Origin of the sequence: Haloglomus litoreum, from assembly GCF_029338515.1 — an archaeon.
Lineage (GTDB): Archaea > Halobacteriota > Halobacteria > Halobacteriales > Haloarculaceae > Haloglomus > Haloglomus litoreum.
The window spans coordinates 1,858,538-1,878,663 of sequence record NZ_CP119988.1; the positions used below are offsets into that span (position 1 = coordinate 1,858,538).

The window sequence follows — 20,126 nt, forward strand, 5'->3', positions numbered from 1 at the left end:
CCTCCTAAACGCACCGGATACCGCCCTCACATTGGTTTAAAAACGCCGGTTTCGCGCAAATTTGGGGGGAGTTGGGCATCATCTCCGTCGCAGTCCGGGAAATCCTAATCAACCAGTGCGGGACCCCTTCACACGCAATGGCGCAAGCAACGGAGACCAGCACCTCGGGCGGCATCGGGGACAGTCCACAGACCATCGTCGCCGTCCTGTTCGGCGCCGTGCTCGCCCTGGTGGGTGTGCTCGGCCCGGTACTCGGCGGCGCGAGCGGCGAACTCATCATCTTCGGTCGGAACTACCTCCATGACGCCATCCACCTCCTCTCCGGCCTGGCGGGGCTGGTGGCCGGGTACTACGCCGGCGGGCAGTACGCTGCGGAGTACAACAAGGCACTCGGCGTGGTCTACCTGCTGGTGACCATCCTCGGGTTCGCCCTGTTCGACCTCTTCGCGGATCTCATCGCGCTGAACACGGCCGACAACTTCCTGCACCTCGCGCTGGCCGTCGTCTTCCTGGCCGTCGGCTTCGCGCTCGGTGACTCCTGACGGGGCTGACGGCCCCATCACCTCGTGGGTCCCACACGGGTGAGCGGTCGCGCCGTCCCGTCGGACGGACGACCACGGGCAATGGGCCTGCCGACCGTCCTCAGAGGGGGGCCCCGGTGCTCACACCGACGACGTAGTTGGTCTCGGTGCCCGCGACCTGCGTGGTGGCGTCGTCGGTCTCGGCCGTCGCGGGGCCGAAGGTGTACTCGCTGGTGCCGCCGGGGCCGTCCGGCGCCTCGACGAAGTAGGTGAACGTCGTCTCCCCCGTGCCGGCCGCGACCGTTCCGAGCTCGACGCGCTTGCGCGCGCCGTCCTCCGTCTCCGTCCACGGGTGGTCCGAGGCCACGTCCCAGGAGGCCGGGATCTCGTCGTAGACCGTCACGTCCTCGGAGGGGTTCTCGACCGTGACCTCGACCTGGTCCGTCCCGCCGGCCGTGAACACCTGTCCGTCGTCCGCACGCCCCCCGCTCGCGGTCACGGAGCCGCCGTCGCCGGTTCCGGTCACGAGGTTGTCGTGGGCCTCGGCCGCGGTCGCGAAGTTCCCGTTCGCCGCGCGCTCGACCGCCGCCGCGGCGTTCACGTGCCCGGGGCCCGCGTTGGCGACGGTGTAGCCGTCGGCGCTCTCGTCGGCCGTCGCCTCGATGGTCCGGATGACGTCCATCGGGCCGAAGGTGCCGGGGTCGCCGGCGTCCTCGTGGCCGACGAACTCCAGGCCATCCGGGGCCGCGGGCGTCGTGGCCGACCGGCCGGCCTCGATGACGAGCGCCGCGATGCCCGCGGCCGCGGGACACGCCATCGACGTGCCGGAGATGCGGCCGTAGAACGGCTCCCCGTCACCCGTCGAGAGCGGCGCCAGCGCGTCCTCGGGGTCGAACGTGGACATCACGCTGTTCCCGTGGGTGAGGATGCCCGGCCGGTACAGCGTCAGCGGACGGAACGCGCCCATGTCGGTCTGGCTGATGTCGTCCGGGTCGACCTGGACGAGGTCGAACACCTGGTAGTCGAACTCGTACTGGACGGCGGCGGTCACCTGCGGGTCGAACTCGACGGTGACGGGCTCGCCGCCGGGTACGTCCAGCGCGATGTCCTCGTGGATTCTGACCGGCTCCTCTCCCATCCGCGCGAGCAGCTCCTCGTCGTCCTCGCCGTAGTTCGTGTAGAAGGAGACGGTCACCTGCTGGCCGTCGGGCGTCAGCGAGAGCGTCCCCTCCAGGACGTCCTCGTCGCCCTCCGGCATCCGCAGCTGATGGGTGACGACGCCGCTGTCCTGGTCGACGCCGGTGCCCCCTGCCGGGTCCCTGAACCCGGGCCCGAGCGTCCCCGAGAGGGTCCCCTGGTCGACGATGAGGCGGCCGTCGCCGGTGAGCGCGTGGTACCGCGTCATGTTGTTCAGGAGCAGTTGCCGGTCGTGGTACCGGTCATCGACCGTCTCGGTCGCGCCGGGCAGCTCCGAGCCGACGCTCCGGCCCCGCGAGGAGAAGCCCGTGACCGTCTCGTCCTTCCGGCTGGCCGCGACACCGAGGACGTGCGGGGCCTTCGCGTACCGGGAGGCGGTCCCCTCGCCGGGCCCGCTGTTCCCCATCGCGAACACCGGGATGACACCCTCCTGGAACGCCTCCCAGGTGGCGACGTTCAGGGGATCGAGCGGGTTGTAGCGGCTCCCACGGGCGACACCGTAGGAGTTCGAGCAGACCACGGGATCGAAGTCGTCGCTCTCGTCGGTCTTCCGGGCGAGCATGTGGTCCCACGCGCCGACCGCGTACGGGAGGTAGACGGCCTGGCTCACGGAGTACGCCGACAGCCGTGCCGCAGGGGCCATCCCGACGTACGGACCCGTCCCCTCGGTCTTCGAGGCGAACCCGTCACCGGCGACCGTCCCGCAGCAGTGCTGCCCGTGGCCGATGTCGTCGGAGTCGGCCGGCCCGATGTCGACCCACATCTCGGGGTCGCGGTCACCGAACGGCTCGTCGACGTACTCGTAGTTGCCGACGATGCGGCCCTGGAAGTCCGGGTGGGAGCCGTCGATGCCCGAATCGATGACGACCGTGTCGACGCCCTCGCCGTTGAACTCGGCACTCGCGAAGTCGGCGGCCGCGTTGACCGCCTCGACGTGCATCGACTCGCGGGACTCGACGTCGTTGAAGTACTCCAGCTCGAACGTGTCGCTGACGTATCGGACCGCCTCGCGCTCGGCGAGGGCGGCGATCTGGTCGCCGTCGGCCTCCGTCCACGACATCGGCAGGACCTCGTAGTCGAACCGGCCGACCGGCAGGTCGAACTCGTCCAGCAGGGACTGGTCGTCGGTGTCGCGGAGGACGACGATGACCTCCTGTCGCCCCCCGTCGGTGTCCAGCGCGTCGGCGACGGTCGTCGCGCCCGCCGGCCCGGCGAACGCGGCGCCCGCCCCGGCCGCCCCGGCCGCCTTGACGAAACTCCGCCTGTTCAGGTCAGTCATCGCTTGTGCCTACGCTACGGACACACCCTCATGAAGAAATTCGAGAAACCGTCCAAAGGTCACGCGACGACTCCGCGGGTGCCGACCGCGTGAGGTCGCCGGACCGCCCCTCAATCCGTCCGTCTCGCCACCTGCCAGCCGCCTCGCCGGTCGCCCGTCTCGCGGAGGCGCTCGTGGAACGCCCGGAGACCGGCCGCGCCCGTCTCCGAGCGGACGTGGAGTTCGATGGCGTCCTCCCGGACGGCGACGCGGTAGGTGTCGCCCGTCTCGTCGTCATGGACGAGGAAGACCGGCAGCGGCAGGTCGAACCAGTCCCCGACCCGGTAGCGATCGGCCGAGAGCACCGCCTCCGCGAGCGCGACGAGTTCGGCCTCCTCCGTCGGGCCGCTCCGGGGGGTGAGTTCGATGACCGTCGCCCCCTCGTAGCGCATCCCGCCGGCCCGCGGGAACGTCCGCTCGGGGTGGTGCAGGTCCGAGAAGGCGTCCTCCGCCGCGTCGCGGTCGGCGCCCGTGTCGGCCGCCTCCCGGAGGTCGGCCGCGGTCGAGAACGACAGGTCCGGGTCGGCGTCCGACTGCTCGCTCATGGGCCCTCTCGTCGATGCTGTGGGCCGCATCAGGGTTAAATTCGCGGGCGGACCGGAGCGGAAGTGAAGCGGCGGGAACGCGGCGGCCTCAGAAGCTGCTCTTGATCTTCTCGAAGAAGCTCTGGTCGACCGAGAGGTCCTCGTCGGAGGCCTCGGCGAACGCCTCCAGCGCGTCGCGCTGCTCCTCGTTCAGGTCCCGCGGCGTGACGACCTGCACGTGGACCAGGAGGTCCCCCTGCCCGCGGCGCTGGATGCGGGGCATCCCCTTGCCGCGGAGGCGTCGCGTCTCGCCGGACTGGACGCCCGCGTCGAGGTCCATCTCCACCTTCCCGTCCAGCGTCGGCACCTCGACGGTGTCGCCGAAGACGGCCTGCGGGAACGACACCGGGAGCGTGTAGTGGAGGTCGGCGCCGTCGCGGTCGAACTCGGGGTGCTCCTCGACCTCGATCTCCACGAGGAGGTCGCCCTTCGGGCCGCCGCCCTCGCCGGGCGCGCCCTCGCGCTCCATCCGGAGCGTCTGGCCGGTGTCGATGCCCGGTGGGATCTCCACCTCCAGGCTCGCGTCCTCGCGGGTGACCCCGTCGCCGCCACAGGTCGAACAGGTCTCGTCGTACAGCGTCCCTTCACCCTCGCACCGGCGGCAGGTCCGGGTCTCCTGCATGCGGCCCAGCGCCGTCTGTCGCACCGTGGTCTCCTGCCCGCGGCCGTTGCACTGCGGACAGGTCTGCGAGTCCGCGCCCGGTGGGTGGCCGGAGCCGTCGCAGTCGGGGCAGCGCTCGGGGCGCGTGATGTTCAGTTGCTTTGTGACGCCGTCGTAGGCCTCCTCGAGCGAGATGGTCAGCGAGGTGCGGAGGTCGGCCCCCTGCCGGGACCCACCGCGGCCACCGCCGCCGCCGCCGAAGAACTGCTCGAAGATGTCGCCCATCCCGCCGCCACCGAACGGGTCGCCACCGCCACCGCCGCCGAACGGCCCGCCGCCGGCACCGCCGGGCCCGCCGTCGAACCCGCCGCGCTTCTCGGCCTGTTCGAACCGTTCGTGGCCCATCTGGTCGTACGCGCGACGCTGTTCCTCGTCCGTGAGCACCTCTTTGGCCTTCTTGACCTGCTTGAACTTCTCCTCGGCGTTCGGGTCGTCGCTCACGTCCGGGTGATACTCGGCCGCCTTCTTCCGGTAGGCCTGTTTGATCTCGTCCTCACTTGCGTCCCGCGAGACCCCCAGTACCTCGTAGAAGTCCTCACTCATCTCGTTGCCAGGGGATATGCGACTTCCACACTTGAACGGAACGGGTACGCGCCGAGTCGGAGCGGCGCGCATCGCGGTGATGGAGACTCCCGATTATCGTCTGATCTTCGATATTCATCGCTATCTACCCAAATAATGCGATTGTGCTGGCAATATCCACGTATCCACGGGGCCGTTCACCGACGGCAGCGATGGTACCGTGGGCGAACCGTCCCCTGCCGGGCTGTCGGCTGCCGGTGCCGATTGCCGGTGTTGCCTCGCCGGCTACGGAACGCTTTCACGGCGGCCGCCCCTAGCGAATCGCATGACTCGAATCGGGTTCGTGGGGGCCGGGGCCGGGACCGCGGCTGCCGCGTACGCGCTCCGGGACAGCGAGGCGGACCTGACGGTGCTGGAGAAGTCGGGCGGTGTCTGCGGGCGCGCGGCCACCCGCCGGCGGAACGACTACGAGTACGTCTACGACTACGGCGCCAACTACGCCAAATCCGAGGACGAGCGCGTCAACCACCTGCTCACGGAGGAGCTCGACACGGATGGGCTGGTCGACGTGACCGAGCCGGTGTGGACCTTCGACGCCGCCGGCGACATCTCGGAGGGGAAGGACGCCGACGAGCACAAGTGGAGCTACGAGCGCGGGCTCACGCAGATCGCGAAGCGGCTGTTCGGGGCCACCGACGCGACCGTCCACCGGCGGACACGGGTGGAGACGGTCCGGCGCAACAGCGACCGGACGTGGACGCTGGTCGACACGGAGGGCGGGTCGTACGGTCCCTTCGACCGGCTCGTGCTGAATCCCCCCGCGCCGCAGACGGCGGAACTGCTCCGGGACGCCGAGTGGGACCGCGAGCTTCGGACGGAGCTGGCGGCGGAGGCGGCCTCGGTCTCCTACCGGAGCATCGTCACGGCCGTCCTGGGCTACGACACCGCGCTGGAGCGCGACTGGTACGCGCTCGTCAACGTCGACAAGGAGCACGACGTCGGCTGGCTCGCGCGGGAGGAGTGCAAGGACCGCCACGTCCCGGCCGGTGAGTCGCTGCTGGTCGTCCAGATGTCGCCGGCCTGGTCGGCCGAGCACTACGAGGACGACCCCGACGAGGTCTGTGCGACCGTCGCGGACGCGACCGCCGAGTTGCTGGGCGAACCCCACCTCACCGACCCGGGCTGGACCGACCACCAGGGCTGGCGCTACGCGCTCCCCGACGGGGGCGCCGACACCGACCTGCTCGGGGAGGCGGCGGAGCACGGCCTCCACTTCACGGGCGACTGGGTGGCGGGCGAGGCGCGACTCCACGCAGCCCTCCGGAACGGTCTGGAGACCGGCGAGCGAATCGCCGAGGGGCTGTAGGGGCTATCGCGCCGGCCGCTCACGGCAGCCTGACCGATACCGACGACCCCGGTTCCGACGGACTGATACGGTCGCCGACCCGACCTGTCGCCGTGTCCCGTCGTTCCGGAGTCCTCCTGTTCGGCACCCTCGCCACGGCATGGGGACTCTCGTTCCCCGTGATCACGGTCGGCCTGCGCGACCTGCCGCCGATCCTGTTCGCGGCGTTCCGGTACGGCGTCGCCGCAGTCCTGCTGCTGGCCTACGTCGGTGTGACCGCGGCCCCGGACGAGCGCCTACCGACCGCCACCCGCGATATCGTGGCGATCCTCGCGGGCGGTGTCTTCTTGGTCGGTGCGAACGCCCTCCTGTTCGTCGGCCAGCAGACCGTCCCCAGCGGTGTTGCGGCCATCCTCCAGGGGCTCGTCCCGATCATCACGACGCTGTGGGCGCTGCTGTTGCTCGACCAGCAGGTCACGCCCACGGGCGCGGCCGGCATCGTCCTCGGGTTCGTCGGTGTCGGCCTCATCGTCCGGCCCGACCCGGCCAACCTGCTCGACTCGAGCCTTCTGGGCGAGTTCTACATCCTCGCACAGGTCGTCCTCGTCGCGCTGGGCGGCGTCCTGGTCGACCGAGCGAAGCCCACCATCGGGAGCGCCGCACTCACGGGCTGGTCGATGGCGCTGGGTGGCGTTCTCCTGTACGCAGCGAGCCTGGCGGCCGGCGAGGGGTTCGCGGCTGCGACCTTCTCGACGACGGCCATCGGCGCCATCCTCTACCTCGGGGTGTTCTCGACGGCACTCGCGTTCGTCATCTACTTCACCATCCTCGATCGCTACGGCGCGCTGGAGACGAGCCTCGTCGCCTACCTCGTCCCCGTGGTCGCCACCGTCGCCGGCATCCTCGTCCTGAACGAGCAGGTGACGCTCGCGACCATCGGCGGCTTCGTCGTGGTCTTCGTCGGCTTCGCGCTGCTGAAGCGGCGCCAGCTGGCCGACCTGCTCGAGTCCTCTCGTGCCGTGCCAGGCCCCGGCGACTGACCGCCCCTCGCCCGGGACGGTCGCACCGTCTGCCCGCGCTCAGTCCACGCGGACGCGGGGATCGAGGTAGCCGTAGAGGACGTCCTGCAGGAAGTTGCCGGTGATGCCCAGCACCACCAGCACCATCGTCGTCCAGATGACCAGCGGGATGTCGCTGGCCCGGACGGCCCGGAGGCTGGCGATGGCCAGGCCGTCGATGGGGAGGACGGTCTCGATGACGTAGATGTCGAGCATCAGCACGGCCAGCAGCTCCGACACCGACAGCGAGACGATTGGCAGCGAGGCGTTCCGGAGGACGTGGCGGGCCAGCCGGAGCCGGGAGACGCCTTTGGCGCGGAGCATCTTGACGAAGCTCTGACCGGTCCGTTCGATGGCGGCGGTCCGGGAGAACCGGACCTGCCCGGCGAGCAGGCTGCTCGCGACCGTCAGCGCCGCCAGCACCTGGGGGTGGAGCACCGGCGCGAGCAGCGGGACGCCGAAGGCACTCCCCAGGCCCACCTCGGACGCCCGTGCGTAGTAGATGAGCAGCATGAACGCCGGCACCCCGAGGAGGGCGTAGGTGGTCACCCGCGCCGACCGGTCGAGGAGGCCGTCCTTGTCGAGCGCAGCGAACAGGCCGAGGGCGACACCCAGCACCACCGCGAGCAGCACGCCCGGGAGGACGTACTCCAGGGTGGTCGGGACCCGACCGTCGACCACGGCGATGACCGACTGGTCGTAGGCGAACGAGTAGCCCCAGTCGAGCGTGACCACGTCGACCAGCCAGTCGAGGTAGCGCTGCAGGAGGGATTCCTGGAGCCCCCGCTCGCTCAGGAACGACGCCCTGATCTCCTGGACCTCCTCGGGCGACGCACCGTAGTACCGTGCCTCGGCGAGGATGCCGGCCAGCTCCTGCTCGACGAGCTGGTCGACGAGGACGAACATCACCGTGACGACGGCGTAGGTCGAGATCAGCGCGAAGGCGCCCCGGCGAGCCAGGAACCGGAGGTAGCTCATCGTGGCGCCGCCGCGCCGTCGTGACGACTGGCGGTGGAGGGAGGGCGAGCGTGCGGGACCATGCTGCTGGCGGCGTAGCGGGCAAAAAGTTATAAAATTTGCCTCCGGTAGCCGGAGCAGGTAGCGATGCCCTCCACAGACGCCGATAGCGCGAGGTTCACCAGGGTCGACTGGGCCCAGCGTACCGGCCGCCTCACCCGGCCGGGAGTACGGACGGTCGGCCTGGTGGTCGCCCTCGCCGGACTCGTCGCCCTGTTCGCCTACGACTACCTCGTCGGTCCCGACGACCTGTTCGTGGTCATCGGCTGGAACCTCACCCGGGTCGACTGGCTGCTCCTGCTGGCGGTGGTACTGCTGGTCCGCTACGGGGCCGTTCCGGCGCTGGCCAACCGCGAGCGCACGGCCAGACACCTGCGGACCCTCCTCGCCCGTCCGGGCGCCGCCTTCGCGGTCCTGTTCCTCGGGACGTTCACGGTCACGAGCATCGTCGGCCCGGACACGCTGTTCGCCCTGGAGTACCCACGCCTCAGGCACCGGTTCCAGCCGCCAGTCTACGCCAGCGTTCCCGCCGACGTGGTGTACAACTACGAGTGCGTCGGGCGGGTGGCTGACGGCCGCTGTCACGGCAGCTGGAAGTACCCGCTCGGGACGAACCTGTACGGGGAGAACCTCCTGGAGCAGGTGGCCCACGGGATGCGCGTCGCGCTGAAACTCGGCGTGGTCGTCGGCACGTTGATGGCGGTGATGGCGACGCTCGTCGGGACGGTCGCGGGCTACTTCGGCGGCCGCATCGACGAGGTCCTGATGCGCTACGTCGACGTCCAGCAGACCCTGCCCGCCATCGTCGTCTACCTCATGGTCGCGACGCTGTACCTCGGGAACATCGAGGGTGTCTCGGACGGCGGCGCGTTCGCGTTCGTGCTGGTGTTCGGCCTGCTCGACTGGGGCGGGATGGCCCGGCTGGTCCGGAGCGACGTGCTGGAGCGTCGGTCGGCCGGCTACGTCCGCGCGGCCCGTGCGGCCGGCGCCAGCGACCTCCAGGTCATCCGTCGCCACATCCTGCCGAACTCGGTGCCCACGGTCGTCACGGCGCTGACGCGTCGCATCCCGCTGGTCGTCCTCGCGCAGGTCGCCCTGGCGTACCTCGAACTGAACCGCATCAACAGCCGCTCGCTCGGCCGGCTCCTCCGGGTCGGACTCGATTCGAGCAACGTGGTCTGGCACCAGCAGTGGTGGGTCACCACCGCGGGGGTGCTCGCGCTCGTGCTGACGGTGGTCTCGTTCAACCTGCTCGGCGACGGGCTGCGGGACGTACTCGACCCGCGGGAGGAGGTGGAGTAGATGGCGGACCCACTGCTCTCGGTCCGGGACCTCCACACACGGTTCGACACGCCGGAGGGGGTCGTCCGGGCCGTCGACGGCGTGAGCTTCGACGTCGACCGGGGCGAGACGGTCTGCCTGGTCGGTGAATCCGGCTCCGGCAAGACCGTCGCCTGCGAGTCACTCACCCGGCTGCTCCCGACGCCGCCGGCGAGCATCGAGGCCGAGCGCATCCGCTTCGACGGCGCGGAGCTCACCGACCTGTCGACGGACGAACTCCGGTCGTACCGCGGCGGGCGCATCGGCCACGTCTTCCAGAACCCGCAGGGCGCGCTCGACCCCGTCTACACCGTCGGCGAGCAGGTGGTGGAGGCCATCCGAATCCACCGCGACCTCGGCCGCCGCGAGGCCCGGGAGCGAGCGAAGGACCTGTTGCGGCGGGTCGGCATCGGCGCGGTCGAGAAGCGGTTCGACGACTACCCCCACCAGTTCTCCGACGGCATGAAACAGCGCATCGTCATCGCGATGGCGCTCGCGCCGGACCCGGACCTGCTGGTCGCCGACGAGCCGACGACGGCGCTGGACGTCACCATCCAGCAGCAGGTGCTGGGGCTGCTGGACGAACTCCGCCGGGAGCGCGACCTGGCACTCCTGTTCATCACGCACGACCTCGGCGTCGTGGCCGAGATCGCCGACCGCGTCGTCGTGCTGTACGCCGGGCAGGTGATGGAGACCGGCGGCGTCCGGGACGTGCTGGAGCGTCCCTCGCACCCGTACACGCGGGCGCTGCTGGAGTGCCTCCCCGGCCGCGGCCGGGCGTTCGAGACCATCGAGGGCAGCCTCCCGGACCCGACGGCGCCGCCGGACGGCTGCCGGTTCAGTCCCCGGTGTCCGCACGCGGAGCCGGCATGCCGGCGCGGCCCGCAGCCGGCGTTCCGGGCGGTCGACGGCGACACCGCTGACCGGACGGTCGGAACCGATGGCGGAGCGTCGGGTGACGAGCCCGCCGCCAGCGCCGGTACCGGTGCCGGCGATCACAGGGTCTCCTGTGTCCTGTACGGCCCCGACCACGAGCTGCCCGACGCGCTCGAACAGCGAGAGACACGGGTCGCGCCGGAGGTGGACGATGAGTGAGACACCCCTCCTCTCGGTGCGCGACCTGGAGAAGCACTACCCCGTCCGATCCGGGCTGCTCCGGCGGGTGACGGACCACGTCGAGGCGGTCGACGGCGTGAGCTTCGACATCCGGCCAGGCGAGACGTTCGGGCTGGTCGGCGAGTCCGGCTGCGGGAAGTCGACCACCGCCAGCACCGTCCTCGGCCTGGAGGAGCCGACGGGCGGGGAGGTGCGCTTCGAGGGCGAACGGCTCTCCCGGTACGACGACGGCGACTGGCGGGCCTTCCGGCGGCGCGCCCAGGTCGTCTTCCAGGACCCGAACTCCGCGTTCGATCCGCGGATGACCGTCGGTGAGTCGGTGCGCGAGCCGCTGGAACTCCACGGCCTCGACGATACGGCCCGGGGTGACGCCATCGTGGCCGACCTGCTCGAACGGGTCGGGCTCTCGGCCGAGGACGCGACCCGGCATCCCCACCAGTTCTCCGACGGCCAGAAGCAGCGCCTCGCGCTGGCGCGGGCGCTCGTCCTGGACCCGGACCTGCTGGTCGCCGACGAGCCCGTCTCTGCGCTGGACGTGAGCGTCCAGGCCGACATCCTCTCGCTGCTGTCGGACCTGCAGTCGGAGCTGGGCCTCTCGATGCTGTTCATCAGCCACGACCTCGGGGTTGTGCGGCAGGTCTGCGACCGTGTCGGCGTGATGTACCTCGGGGAGATCGTCGAGCTGGCGCCGACGGAGGGGCTGTTCGAGGACCCCCAGCACCCCTACACGCGGGCGCTGCTGGAGGCGATTCCGGACCCCGACCCGCGCAACCGGGACCGCGGCGCGGCGAAGGGTCTGGAGGGCGATGTGCCGGACGCCTCGAACCCCCCGTCGGGCTGCTCGTTCCACACGCGCTGTCCCCAGGTCATCCCGCCGGCGGAGTACGACATCCCGACCGGGACCTTCCGGGACGTGCTGGACCTCCGACTCGACCTCGAGTCGGACGACCTCGACCCCGAGGTCGTCGGGACGGGCGACCCCGGAACCGTCCGGGAGACGTACGACATCCCCGCACCGCTTGACGACGAGATGGCCGAGTCCATCCTGTCGGAGGCCCTGGAGGCCCTGACCGACGGGGACCGGGAGGAGGCGACCGAGCGGCTGGCCGAGGCGTTCACGAGCGTCTGCGAGCGGTCGGAGCCGGAGCGACTGGAGACCGGGGACGGCCGCAGCGTCGCCTGCCACCTGCACCACGACCCGCGCGAAGCGTGGGAGTGAGTTGACGCGGCCGGGAACGTCCGTGGCGCGCTACGCGTCCGGCGCGAGCGCCTCGATGGTCGCGTCCAGCACGCCGGAGGCGTCCTGCGGGATGGTCACGAGCGGCTCGTCGAGCACGTCCATCGCACAGAGGTCGTCGAACTGCTCGCGAGCCTGCTCGGGCGTCCCGGCGATGCCGAGTGCCTCGACCATCTCGTCGGTCACGGCCTCGCGGGCCGCGGCGCGCTCCCCGTCGCGCCACGCCTCGGCGACCGCGTCGGCCCCGTCCGGGAACCGCGTCGCGACCGCACGCCGGTAGCCCTCGCCGTTGCCCACGTAGTAGGCGACGTGGCCGCGGATGGCGTCGCGAGCCTCGTCGGGGTCGTCGTCGACGGCCGCGGGGACGTACGGCGCGACGGAGATCTCGTCGGCGTCGCGGTCGTCGGGCGTGTGCTCGCGGATGTAGTCGAACGAGTCGGCGAGGTCGGGGAACGGGACGTTGTGGGGGATCCAGCCGTCGCAGAGCCGCGCGACGACCCGCCGGTTGGCCTTCCCGAGCGCGGCGCCGTAGATGGGCACGTCGCTCCCGAGCGCGGGGAAGTCGGCCGCGTGGAACACCTCGCCGTCGTAGTCGACCCGGCCCGTGCCGGTGAAGAACTCGCGGCACAGCTCGATGCACTCGTGCATCCGGCGGGCCGGGTTCGGGTCGTCGAACGTCATCCCGTGGAGGTCCTCGACGGCCTTCGGCGTGCTCGTCCCGAGGCCGAGGTTGAAGCGCCCGCCCGAGTCTCGGTGGAGCGTCGCGGCGGTCATGGCCAGCACTGCGGGTGTCCGCGAGTAGACGTTGAGGATGGCCGAGCCCACGTCGACGGTCTCCGTACGCCGGACGATGTTCGCGAGCTTCACCGGGGACGCGGTGAACCACAGCTCCCCGAGCCAGACCGAGTCGTAGCCCAGGTCCTCGGCCCGGACGGCTACATCAGCGGGGTCGCGGCCGAGCTGCGGGAGCAGGAAGCCCACGTTCTCGGCGGCATCGGCGCCCGGCATCAGTTCACCGCCTCCGCGTCCCGGAGCGCCTCGACTTCGCTCTCGGTGAGGCCGGCCTCACGCAGGACGGCCGCCGTGTGCTCGCCGTGGCCGGGGACCGACTCGTCGGTACCTTCGGGCGCGTCGGTGCCCATCGCGGGGAAGCCGATCCGCGGGGGCGCGTCGTCCGGGCGCTTCACGACGCGCTCTGTGAGCTGGTCGTGCTCGAAGGCCTCGGCGGGCGAGAGGACGGGGCCGGTCATGGTCTGGTCGCTCAGCTCGTCGAGCCACGCGTCGCGCGGGCGCTCGGCGAACAGTTCCTCCAGCGCCTCGCGCAGCGCGGCCCGTCGGTCGGGGTCGCCGCTCATGTGCTCGCCGACCCACTCCTCGTGGCCGACCTCCTCGCAGAACGCCTGCCAGAACTCCGGTTCCAGCGCGCCCAGCGTGATGTAGTTCCCGTCTGCGCACTCGTACACGTCGTACCACGGGTACAGGCCCGTCAGCGCGGTCCCGCCGGGCCGCGGGTCGTCGCCCGCGAGCGCCTCGTACGCGATGGACTGGGAGAACGACGCCACCACGTCGGTCATCGAGACGTCGATGTACTCGCCGCCGGTGTTGCCGAGTTCGCGCGACAGGAGCGCCGAGACGATGCTGAACGCGGCGAACAGGCCCCCACCGAGGTCGCCGATCTGGTAGCCCGGCACGCGCGGGGCGTCGTCCTCGTCGTTCCGCGTCATGTCCAGCAGTCCGGCGACGCCGACGTAGTTGAGGTCGTGCCCGGCGCGCTCGCGGTAGGGGCCGCTGTTGCCGTAGCCCGACAGCGAGCAGTAGACGACCTCGTCGTTGACCTCGCGGACGCTCTCGTAGTCGACGCCGAGGCGGTCGACGACGCCCGGTCGGAACTGCTCGAAGACGACATCGGCCTCGGCGGCGAGGTCCATGAACGCCGCCCGTCCCTCGTCGTGCTTGAGGTCGATGGCGACCGAGCGCTTGCCCCGGTTGACGGAGTCGAACAGCGCGCCCGTCCCCCGGTCGGTGACGGGTGGCGTGTGACGGGCGTAGTCGCCCGCGCCCGTGTCCTCGATCTTGATGACATCGGCGCCCATGTCCGCGAGGAGTTGCGTGGCGTACGGTCCCGGCAGGAGGCGGGTCAGGTCCAGCACCCGCACGTCGTCGAGTCGCATACCCGCCCCACCGAGGGATGTTACTTCAACCCATCCGCTCTGATGCCCGGGTGGAGGTCATCCCGTCCGGGCGGCCACCGTCCGTGGTCCCACGCTCGATGAGAGCGACGGAGAGTTACAGTCGCAGAACGTGCCGGTCCGGTACCAGAGGTGACGAACTAGTCGGCAGGGTGGAATATAAAAGAGGTACGATGGGCTCTCGAGCATTACTCGGGCCCTTATGGACTAATCCGCCGTCGGAGACCGGACGATACGCGGCTTGCCGTCCGCGACGGCGAAGCCGAACCGGCGGGCGCCGGGGTTGCAGACGAAGAACTCGTACTCGAGCTGGGTGTCCACGAACGCGCGGGCGCCCTCCTCGACGCCCTTCTTGACATCCATCCCGCCGGCCGCCTCCCACTCCAGGCGGTAGGTGTCGACGTCCGGGGTGACCGGCGCGTCGACGATGTCGTAGGTGAGGTCGCTCGTGACCCGATAGGTCTGCTCCTTGAGCAGCGTCTCCGTCGAGCCCTCGCAGTTCGCCGAGGAGACCGTCGGGGTGGGCGTCCCCGCCCCCGGGAACGCCGGCGTCGGGTTCGCCCCCGGGAAGTTGCAGACCGGCGTCCGGATGTGGTAGATGCGGAGCGTCCCGTCGTAGTTGTCCGGGTCGTTGTGGGTGACGACGCCGTACTCGAAGGAGAACTCCCCCTCGTCGATGTAGTTGGAGTCGCCACAGGCAGGGGTCGGCGAGGGGCTGGCCGCGCCGGGCGTCCCGGTCGGCGTGGCGCCCCCCGACGCGCCGTCACCACCGCCGCCGTCACCGCCGTCACTCCCGGAACAGCCGGCGAGTACCGCGAGCCCACCAGCGCCGGCCCGCCGGAGAAGTGACCGTCTGTCGAGGTCCATGGAGCGGCCTTCTGGCGAACCAGGATAAGTCCCCTGCGGTGGATGACCGGCGCGTTACACCAGTGCGGCCGGACGGCATGCCGAAGCGTCGAAAGAACGAATACGTCACCTGCCAACATCCGTCACACGCCATGATGGACTACCAGCTGACGCTCGAGAAGATCCTCGACCGGGCGACGGCGCTGTACCCGAACCGGGAGATCGTGAGCGTCAGGCCGGATGGCTCGAAGCACCGCTACACCTACGCCGAGATGGGTGACCGCGTCGCACAGTTGGCGAACGCGCTCGACGACCTCGGTGTCGGCGAGGGCGAGCGCGTCGCGACGGTCGCGCTCAACAACCACCGGCACCTGGAGCTCTACTTCGGGCCGCCGTGCTCCGGGCGTTCCATCCACATGTGCAACATGCGGCTGCCCGACGAGCACTTCCAGTACATCGTCAACGACGCCGAGGACAGGGTGCTGTTCGTGGACCCGGCGTTCGTGGAGAAGGTCGAGGCCAACGCCGACGAACTCGACACGGTCGAGCAGTACGTCATCCTCGGTGACGCGGTGCCGGACACGTCGCTCGACCCCATCGTCTCGTACGAGGAGCTCCTCGCGGAGCAGTCGACCAACTACGAGTGGCCCGACATCGACGAGGAGGACGAGTGCGGGATGTGCTACACCTCGGGGACGACGGGCAAACCGAAGGGCGTCGCCTACTCGCATCGCGGCGTCTACCTGCACACCCTGATGTGCGGCCACGTCGACGCCAACGCCGTCGGGCAGGACGACACGGTCCTGCCGGTGGTCCCGATGTTCCACGCCAACGGCTGGGGCATCCCGTACGCCTCGACGCTCGTCGGCGCGAAGCAGGTGCTCCCGAACGTCCACACGGACCCCGGCCCCATCGCCGAACTCATCGACGAGGAGGACGTGACCCTCTCGGCCGCAGTCCCGACCATCTGGCTGGAAATGGCCGAGTACCTCGACGAGCACCCCGACGCCGACATCTCCAGTATCGACCGCCTGACCGTCGGCGGCTCGGCGCCGCCGGAGTCGCTCATCCGGCGCTACGACGAGGAGTTCGACGCGCCCATCATCCAGGGCTGGGGGATGACGGAGATGAGCCCGCTCGGGTCGCTGTCGATCCTCCGCAAGGAGATCGCGGATGCCGACCCCGAGACGCAGTACGCCTATCGCGCGAAGGCGGGGATGCCGGTCCCCGCGGTGGACACCCGCATCGTGAACGACGATGGCGAGCAGGTGCCCCACGACGGCGAGGCGTTCGGCGAACTGCAGGTCCGCGGCCCGTGGATCACGGACTCGTACCACAACCGGCCGGAGGCGACCGAGGAGTCGTTCGTCGACGACGAGACGGGTCGGTGGCTGAAGACCGGCGACATCGCGACGATGGACGAGCAGGGCTACCTCGATATCGTCGACCGGACGAAGGACGTCATCAAGTCCGGCGGTGAGTGGATCTCCAGCGTCGAACTGGAGAACGAACTGATGGCCCACGAGGCCGTCTCCGAGGCGACCGTCATCGCCGTCGACCACGAGAAGTGGCAGGAGCGGCCGATGGCCTGCATCGTCCTGCGCGAGGGCCACGACGTGACCGAGGACGAACTCGACGAGTTCCTCGGCGAGCGGTTCCCCGCCTGGTGGCTCCCGGACCGCTACGAGATCGTCGATGCCATCCCGCGCACCTCGACCGGGAAGTTCGACAAGAAGGTCCTCCGCGACCAGTTCGACGACCTGACGCTCAGCGAGGAGCACGCGGACTGAGTGACCGCGGTCACGTTCGGCCGGAACGGGGACCGACCGCCGACCCGGAGATACCGGGGCCGCAACGCTTTCCGGTCCGTGCGACCGACGCTCCGCTGTGAGCGACGAACTCTCCGCCGAGGTCCCGCACGACGCCATCAGCGACGTGGACGCGGCCGCCGACATCGACGAGGCTGCTATCCGACGGATGCACGCGGTCGCCCGCCTGCTCGACGACGGCATCGAACTCCCGGTCGTCGGCGTCCGCGTCGGGATCGACCCGCTGCTGGGGCTCCTCCCGGTCGCCGGTGACACCGCGAGCGCCGTCATCGGCCTGTACATCGTCGCCGAGTCCGCCCGGCTCGGCGTCTCCTACCGCACCATCGCTCGGATGCTGTTCAACATCCTCCTGGACGTGGCGGTGGGTTCGATACCCGTCGTCGGCGACCTGATCGACGTGGCGTTCCGGGCGCACCGCCGGAACCTGAACCTCGCGCTCGGGGACCTGGACGTCGAACTCGAACTGGATACCTGAGCCCGCATCGAGCACGAATTGGACGCACAGGAGTGAACTGGGGGCAGGAACTACTTGTCGGTGAGGTCGTCGCCGAGCGAGCCGTCGTACTTCTCCTGGTCGGTCTCGGGCAGGTACTCCTCCTCCCATGCGACGACCTCCGGGAAGCCGGAGAACTCGTGGAGGCTCCCGACCCCGGCGGCGTCGAACCGCTCGTCCACGTCGCGCATCGCCGCTGCGGGGTCGTCCGCAAAGGTCTCCATCGCCGCGTGGACGCCCGCGATGGTCGCGAGCGTCGAGAGGACGGGGAAGATGACGACGTCGAACCCCCAGGCCCCGAGGTCATCGAGCGGCAGGTACGGCGACGTGCCGAGGTCGCCGACGAAGTTGTACAGGACCGGGCCGTCGACCTCCCGGCCGACGCGGCGGACCTCGTCGGCGTCCGTCGGCCCCTCGACGAACCCCACGTCGGCCCCGGCGTCGAGGTAGGCGTCGACCCGGTCGATGGCCTCGTCGAGCGACCCGCCACCGGTGCCGCGGGCGTCGCTCCGGGCGATGAGGACGAACGACTCGTCGCGCTCGTCGCGAACGTCCGCCGCCGCCCGAATCTTCCCGACCGCCTCCTCCCGGGGCACGACCTGTCGGCCCTTCGTGTGCCCGCAGCGCTTCGGGAAGGTCTGGTCCTCGAGATGGATGGCCCCGACGCCGGCCCTGATGTACTCGCGGACCGTCCGGACGACGTTCGTCACGTTCCCGTAACCGCTGTCCGAATCGGCGATCAGCGGGACGCCGATGCGCTCCTGGATGTTGGCGGCGTTCTCGATCATCTCGGGCATCGTGATGAAGCCCGCGTCGGGGTAGCCGACCTTCGACAGCGAGGTGCCGTAGCCGGTCATGTAGACGGCGTCGAAGCCGACGTGGTCGGCCACGGCCGCGGTGAGGGGGTCGTGAACTCCCGGGCAGACCAGCGGTTCGCTCGCTTCCAGGCGCGTGCGCAGCGTCTCGCCGTAGCTCATACCGTGCCTCGGTGTGGCGGTCGAAAAGCGGCACGGGTAACCGAACCACTGGCCGCAATTCGCGGCCGGCCCGGTGACAACGAACCACTCGTGCTCCGTTTAAACGAGCCGCGTACCCCGCGCGCAGGGATTAAGAGGCCGCCGCCGTAGGGCGAGGTATGGCAACACAGGACGCCGCCCCCGCGGGCGTCAGCTTCGACACCGACGAGGAGACCAACCTCATCCTCCAGTCCATCGACGACTTCATCGAGCAGGAGGTCGAGCCGCTGGAGGACGAGCTGGGCGACACCTGGTCGAACCCGCGCAAGCGCCACGAGGACGACGGCCGGCTGGTCCCCGAGGTCGTCGAGGCGCTGCAGGAGGTCCGCAAGCGCTCGGCCGACGCCGGCTTCTACGCGATGAACCTCCCCGAGGAGGTCGGCGGCGAGGGCGTCTCCAACGTGACGTGGTACCGCGCGCTCAAGCACGTCGCCTCCCGGGGGCCGGGCCTCCACTCGGCGATGCTCGCGGGCCCGGAAGGCCCGAAGCCGCTCCTGATGCAGGCCGAGGGTGAGCAGGTCGAGCAGTACCTCAAGCCCGCGGTCCGTGGCGAGAAGTCGACGGCGTTCGCCCAGACGGAACCCAGCGCGGGGTCGGACTCCCCGGCGATGAAGACCTCGGCCGAGAAGGACGGCGACGAGTGGGTCATCAACGGCCGGAAACAGTGGATCACGAACGGCCCGTACGCCGACTTCGTGCAGGTGTTCGCGCGCACGACCCCGCAGGAGGAGATGGGCCGCTACGGCGGCATCACCTGCTTCATCGTGGAGGCCGATGAGTTCGAGGTCGCCTCGCTCAACAACGCCCACTCGGCCATCGGTCGGCAGGCCGAACTCGCCTTCGACGACGTGCGCGTCCCGGAGGACCGCGTCCTCGGCGATGTCGACACCGCCTTCTACGACGCGATGGACTTCCTCTCGCTCGGTCGCCTGGAGATCGGCGCCCGCGCGGTCGGGCACACGGAGTACCTCCTCGACGAGGGGACCCAGTACGCCAACGACCGCGAGGCGTTCGGCCGCCCCATCGGCAAGTTCCAGGGCATCTCCCACAAGCTGGCCGAGGGGAAGGCCCGGATGTACGCCGCCGACGCCGCCGGCCTCCAGCTCGCCTGGAAGATGGACAACGGCGAGAGCGCCATCGAGGACTCCTCCATCGTCAAGTACCTCTCCACGAACGTCATGTTCGACGTGGCCGACGACGTGGTGCAGGTCTTCGGCGGGAACGGGCTCAGCGAGGACAACGACTTCATGACGGAACTGGAGACCGCGAAGCTGCTCCGTATCGTCGAAGGGACCGACGAGATCCAGCTCAACACCATCGCGAAGCAGATGGGCGTGAACTAGCACTTTTTACTCGTCGGGTTCGCGGGCTCCGCCCGCGAACCACTCCTCGCAAAAACTTGCGGAAAAACGCTGCCGGCCTTCGCGCCCTCCGGGCGCTCCAGCCGGAGAACCGGGCTCGCTTCGCTCGCCCGGATGCAATCGCCTATCCACGGGACGGTGCTGTCCCAGTAATGGAGATGCTGGCTCACATACAATAGGGCCCTGCTACATAGAGAGGATGGACTCAGCAGGAGCCTCTTCGCGGTACGAGGACAACGGCGAAGTAGCTCCGTGGAGAATAATCAGCGATGGTCCTCCACGAACATCACGGATGGGTTGTGCCACTCCCTGCGGAGATACTGGGGACTGGTATCGAACTCACACCCATATCTCTCTTCTTCGTTATCATCGTATTCGTCGTCCTCATCCGTCTGAAGGACCTCGTCTCCTACATCCGGAACGACCGTGGGGAGGACTAGACCGCAGACAGCGGAGTTCAAGACCCAGACCGACTTGCGCACGGTATGCAGCACTG

18 protein-coding genes are annotated in these 20,126 nt (G+C 69.8%); 10 read left to right on the top strand and 8 right to left on the bottom strand.

The features are described 5' to 3' along the window. Positions 1–137: 137 nt before the first annotated feature. Complete coding sequence (locus P2T62_RS09190) at positions 138–542, top strand: DUF4383 domain-containing protein (RefSeq protein WP_276261097.1); 405 nt, start codon at positions 138–140, stop codon at positions 540–542. 100 nt (positions 543–642) lie between these two features. Here P2T62_RS09190 and P2T62_RS09195 read toward each other — a convergent pair whose 3' ends face one another. The 3 genes from P2T62_RS09195 to dnaJ form a co-directional block, all read right to left on the bottom strand. Then, on the bottom strand, positions 643–2,997 hold the full coding sequence (locus P2T62_RS09195) for a S8 family peptidase (RefSeq protein WP_276261098.1): 2,355 nt from the start codon (positions 2,995–2,997) through the stop codon (positions 643–645). A 110-nt stretch (positions 2,998–3,107) separates the two neighbouring features. Further along, the gene (locus P2T62_RS09200; protein ID WP_276261099.1) at positions 3,108–3,581 is read right to left on the bottom strand and encodes a hypothetical protein; all 474 of its coding nucleotides are present in this window, start codon (positions 3,579–3,581) and stop codon (positions 3,108–3,110) included. A gap of 88 nt (positions 3,582–3,669) precedes the next feature. After that, positions 3,670–4,824, bottom strand: coding sequence for a molecular chaperone DnaJ (gene dnaJ / locus P2T62_RS09205; protein WP_276261100.1), 1,155 nt, complete (start codon positions 4,822–4,824; stop codon positions 3,670–3,672). A gap of 304 nt (positions 4,825–5,128) precedes the next feature. Between dnaJ and P2T62_RS09210 the strand changes: the two genes are divergently transcribed. Together P2T62_RS09210 and P2T62_RS09215 are read left to right on the top strand one after the other, a co-directional pair. After that, positions 5,129–6,169, top strand: a complete 1,041-nt coding sequence (locus P2T62_RS09210) for an NAD(P)/FAD-dependent oxidoreductase (protein ID WP_276261101.1) — start codon at positions 5,129–5,131, stop codon at positions 6,167–6,169. Positions 6,170–6,261: 92 nt separating this feature from the next. Continuing rightward, positions 6,262–7,188: a DMT family transporter gene (locus tag P2T62_RS09215; RefSeq protein WP_276261102.1), complete on the top strand. Its 927-nt coding sequence runs from the start codon at positions 6,262–6,264 to the stop codon at positions 7,186–7,188. A 39-nt stretch (positions 7,189–7,227) separates the two neighbouring features. Here P2T62_RS09215 and P2T62_RS09220 read toward each other — a convergent pair whose 3' ends face one another. Further along, on the bottom strand, positions 7,228–8,184 hold the full coding sequence (locus tag P2T62_RS09220; protein ID WP_276261103.1) for an ABC transporter permease: 957 nt from the start codon (positions 8,182–8,184) through the stop codon (positions 7,228–7,230). A 126-nt stretch (positions 8,185–8,310) separates the two neighbouring features. Between P2T62_RS09220 and P2T62_RS09225 the strand changes: the two genes are divergently transcribed. The 3 genes from P2T62_RS09225 to P2T62_RS09235 are packed head-to-tail and all read left to right on the top strand — an operon-like array spanning position 8,311 to position 11,878. Then, a complete protein-coding gene (locus P2T62_RS09225) occupies positions 8,311–9,525 on the top strand; it encodes an ABC transporter permease (protein ID WP_276261104.1) in 1,215 nt (404 codons plus the stop codon). Continuing rightward, a complete protein-coding gene (locus P2T62_RS09230; RefSeq protein WP_276261105.1) occupies positions 9,526–10,638 on the top strand; it encodes an ABC transporter ATP-binding protein in 1,113 nt (370 codons plus the stop codon). Then, positions 10,631–11,878: an ABC transporter ATP-binding protein gene (locus P2T62_RS09235; protein ID WP_276261106.1), complete on the top strand. Its 1,248-nt coding sequence runs from the start codon at positions 10,631–10,633 to the stop codon at positions 11,876–11,878. Before P2T62_RS09230 ends, P2T62_RS09235 begins: the two co-directional genes overlap by 8 nt. Positions 11,879–11,908: 30 nt before the next feature. Here P2T62_RS09235 and P2T62_RS09240 read toward each other — a convergent pair whose 3' ends face one another. From P2T62_RS09240 to P2T62_RS09250, 3 genes are all read right to left on the bottom strand, one after another. Further along, entirely contained in the window at positions 11,909–12,904 is a 996-nt protein-coding gene (locus P2T62_RS09240) for an LLM class flavin-dependent oxidoreductase (protein ID WP_276261107.1), read from the bottom strand. Continuing rightward, the gene (locus tag P2T62_RS09245; protein ID WP_276261108.1) at positions 12,904–14,067 is read right to left on the bottom strand and encodes a CaiB/BaiF CoA transferase family protein; all 1,164 of its coding nucleotides are present in this window, start codon (positions 14,065–14,067) and stop codon (positions 12,904–12,906) included. Before P2T62_RS09245 ends, P2T62_RS09240 begins: the two co-directional genes overlap by 1 nt. Positions 14,068–14,292: 225 nt before the next feature. After that, on the bottom strand, positions 14,293–14,952 hold the full coding sequence (locus P2T62_RS09250) for a hypothetical protein (RefSeq protein ID WP_276261109.1): 660 nt from the start codon (positions 14,950–14,952) through the stop codon (positions 14,293–14,295). 134 nt (positions 14,953–15,086) lie between these two features. Here P2T62_RS09250 and P2T62_RS09255 point away from each other — a divergent pair, with 134 nt between their 5' ends. Both P2T62_RS09255 and P2T62_RS09260 read left to right on the top strand, forming a co-directional pair. Further along, positions 15,087–16,721, top strand: coding sequence for a long-chain fatty acid--CoA ligase (locus P2T62_RS09255; RefSeq protein ID WP_420028447.1), 1,635 nt, complete (start codon positions 15,087–15,089; stop codon positions 16,719–16,721). Between the two features lie 97 nt (positions 16,722–16,818). After that, complete coding sequence (locus P2T62_RS09260) at positions 16,819–17,235, top strand: DUF4112 domain-containing protein (protein ID WP_276261111.1); 417 nt, start codon at positions 16,819–16,821, stop codon at positions 17,233–17,235. Between the two features lie 50 nt (positions 17,236–17,285). Here the strand turns inward: P2T62_RS09260 and P2T62_RS09265 are convergent, their stop codons facing one another. Then, entirely contained in the window at positions 17,286–18,230 is a 945-nt protein-coding gene (locus P2T62_RS09265) for an isocitrate lyase/PEP mutase family protein (RefSeq protein ID WP_276261112.1), read from the bottom strand. Between the two features lie 158 nt (positions 18,231–18,388). On the opposite strand from P2T62_RS09265, the gene P2T62_RS09270 reads away from it, so the two are divergent. Together P2T62_RS09270 and P2T62_RS09275 are read left to right on the top strand one after the other, a co-directional pair. Continuing rightward, positions 18,389–19,612 (top strand): acyl-CoA dehydrogenase family protein, encoded by a 1,224-nt coding sequence (locus P2T62_RS09270; RefSeq protein ID WP_276261113.1) that lies wholly within the window; start codon positions 18,389–18,391, stop codon positions 19,610–19,612. A 287-nt stretch (positions 19,613–19,899) separates the two neighbouring features. Continuing rightward, the gene (locus P2T62_RS09275) at positions 19,900–20,070 is read left to right on the top strand and encodes a hypothetical protein (protein WP_276261114.1); all 171 of its coding nucleotides are present in this window, start codon (positions 19,900–19,902) and stop codon (positions 20,068–20,070) included. The last annotated feature ends 56 nt before the right edge of the window (positions 20,071–20,126 follow it).

Excerpts from the sequence above, each read along its gene's own strand:
- P2T62_RS09250 (WP_276261109.1), bottom strand. The coding sequence starts at position 14,952 with ATGGACCTCGACAGACGGTCACTTCTCCGGCGGGCCGGCGCTGGTGGG.
- P2T62_RS09190 (WP_276261097.1), top strand. The coding sequence starts at position 138 with ATGGCGCAAGCAACGGAGACCAGCACCTCGGGCGGCATCGGGGACAGT.
- P2T62_RS09255 (WP_420028447.1), top strand. The coding sequence starts at position 15,087 with ATGGACTACCAGCTGACGCTCGAGAAGATCCTCGACCGGGCGACGGCG.
- P2T62_RS09230 (WP_276261105.1), top strand. The coding sequence starts at position 9,526 with ATGGCGGACCCACTGCTCTCGGTCCGGGACCTCCACACACGGTTCGAC.
- P2T62_RS09220 (WP_276261103.1), bottom strand. The coding sequence starts at position 8,184 with ATGAGCTACCTCCGGTTCCTGGCTCGCCGGGGCGCCTTCGCGCTGATC.
- P2T62_RS09240 (WP_276261107.1), bottom strand. The coding sequence starts at position 12,904 with ATGCCGGGCGCCGATGCCGCCGAGAACGTGGGCTTCCTGCTCCCGCAG.
- P2T62_RS09235 (WP_276261106.1), top strand. The coding sequence starts at position 10,631 with ATGAGTGAGACACCCCTCCTCTCGGTGCGCGACCTGGAGAAGCACTAC.
- P2T62_RS09195 (WP_276261098.1), bottom strand. The coding sequence starts at position 2,997 with ATGACTGACCTGAACAGGCGGAGTTTCGTCAAGGCGGCCGGGGCGGCC.
- P2T62_RS09265 (WP_276261112.1), bottom strand. The coding sequence starts at position 18,230 with ATGAGCTACGGCGAGACGCTGCGCACGCGCCTGGAAGCGAGCGAACCG.
- P2T62_RS09275 (WP_276261114.1), top strand. The coding sequence starts at position 19,900 with ATGGTCCTCCACGAACATCACGGATGGGTTGTGCCACTCCCTGCGGAG.
- P2T62_RS09270 (WP_276261113.1), top strand. The coding sequence starts at position 18,389 with ATGGCAACACAGGACGCCGCCCCCGCGGGCGTCAGCTTCGACACCGAC.
- P2T62_RS09200 (WP_276261099.1), bottom strand. The coding sequence starts at position 3,581 with ATGAGCGAGCAGTCGGACGCCGACCCGGACCTGTCGTTCTCGACCGCG.
- P2T62_RS09225 (WP_276261104.1), top strand. The coding sequence starts at position 8,311 with ATGCCCTCCACAGACGCCGATAGCGCGAGGTTCACCAGGGTCGACTGG.
- P2T62_RS09210 (WP_276261101.1), top strand. The coding sequence starts at position 5,129 with ATGACTCGAATCGGGTTCGTGGGGGCCGGGGCCGGGACCGCGGCTGCC.
- P2T62_RS09245 (WP_276261108.1), bottom strand. The coding sequence starts at position 14,067 with ATGCGACTCGACGACGTGCGGGTGCTGGACCTGACCCGCCTCCTGCCG.
- dnaJ (WP_276261100.1), bottom strand. The coding sequence starts at position 4,824 with ATGAGTGAGGACTTCTACGAGGTACTGGGGGTCTCGCGGGACGCAAGT.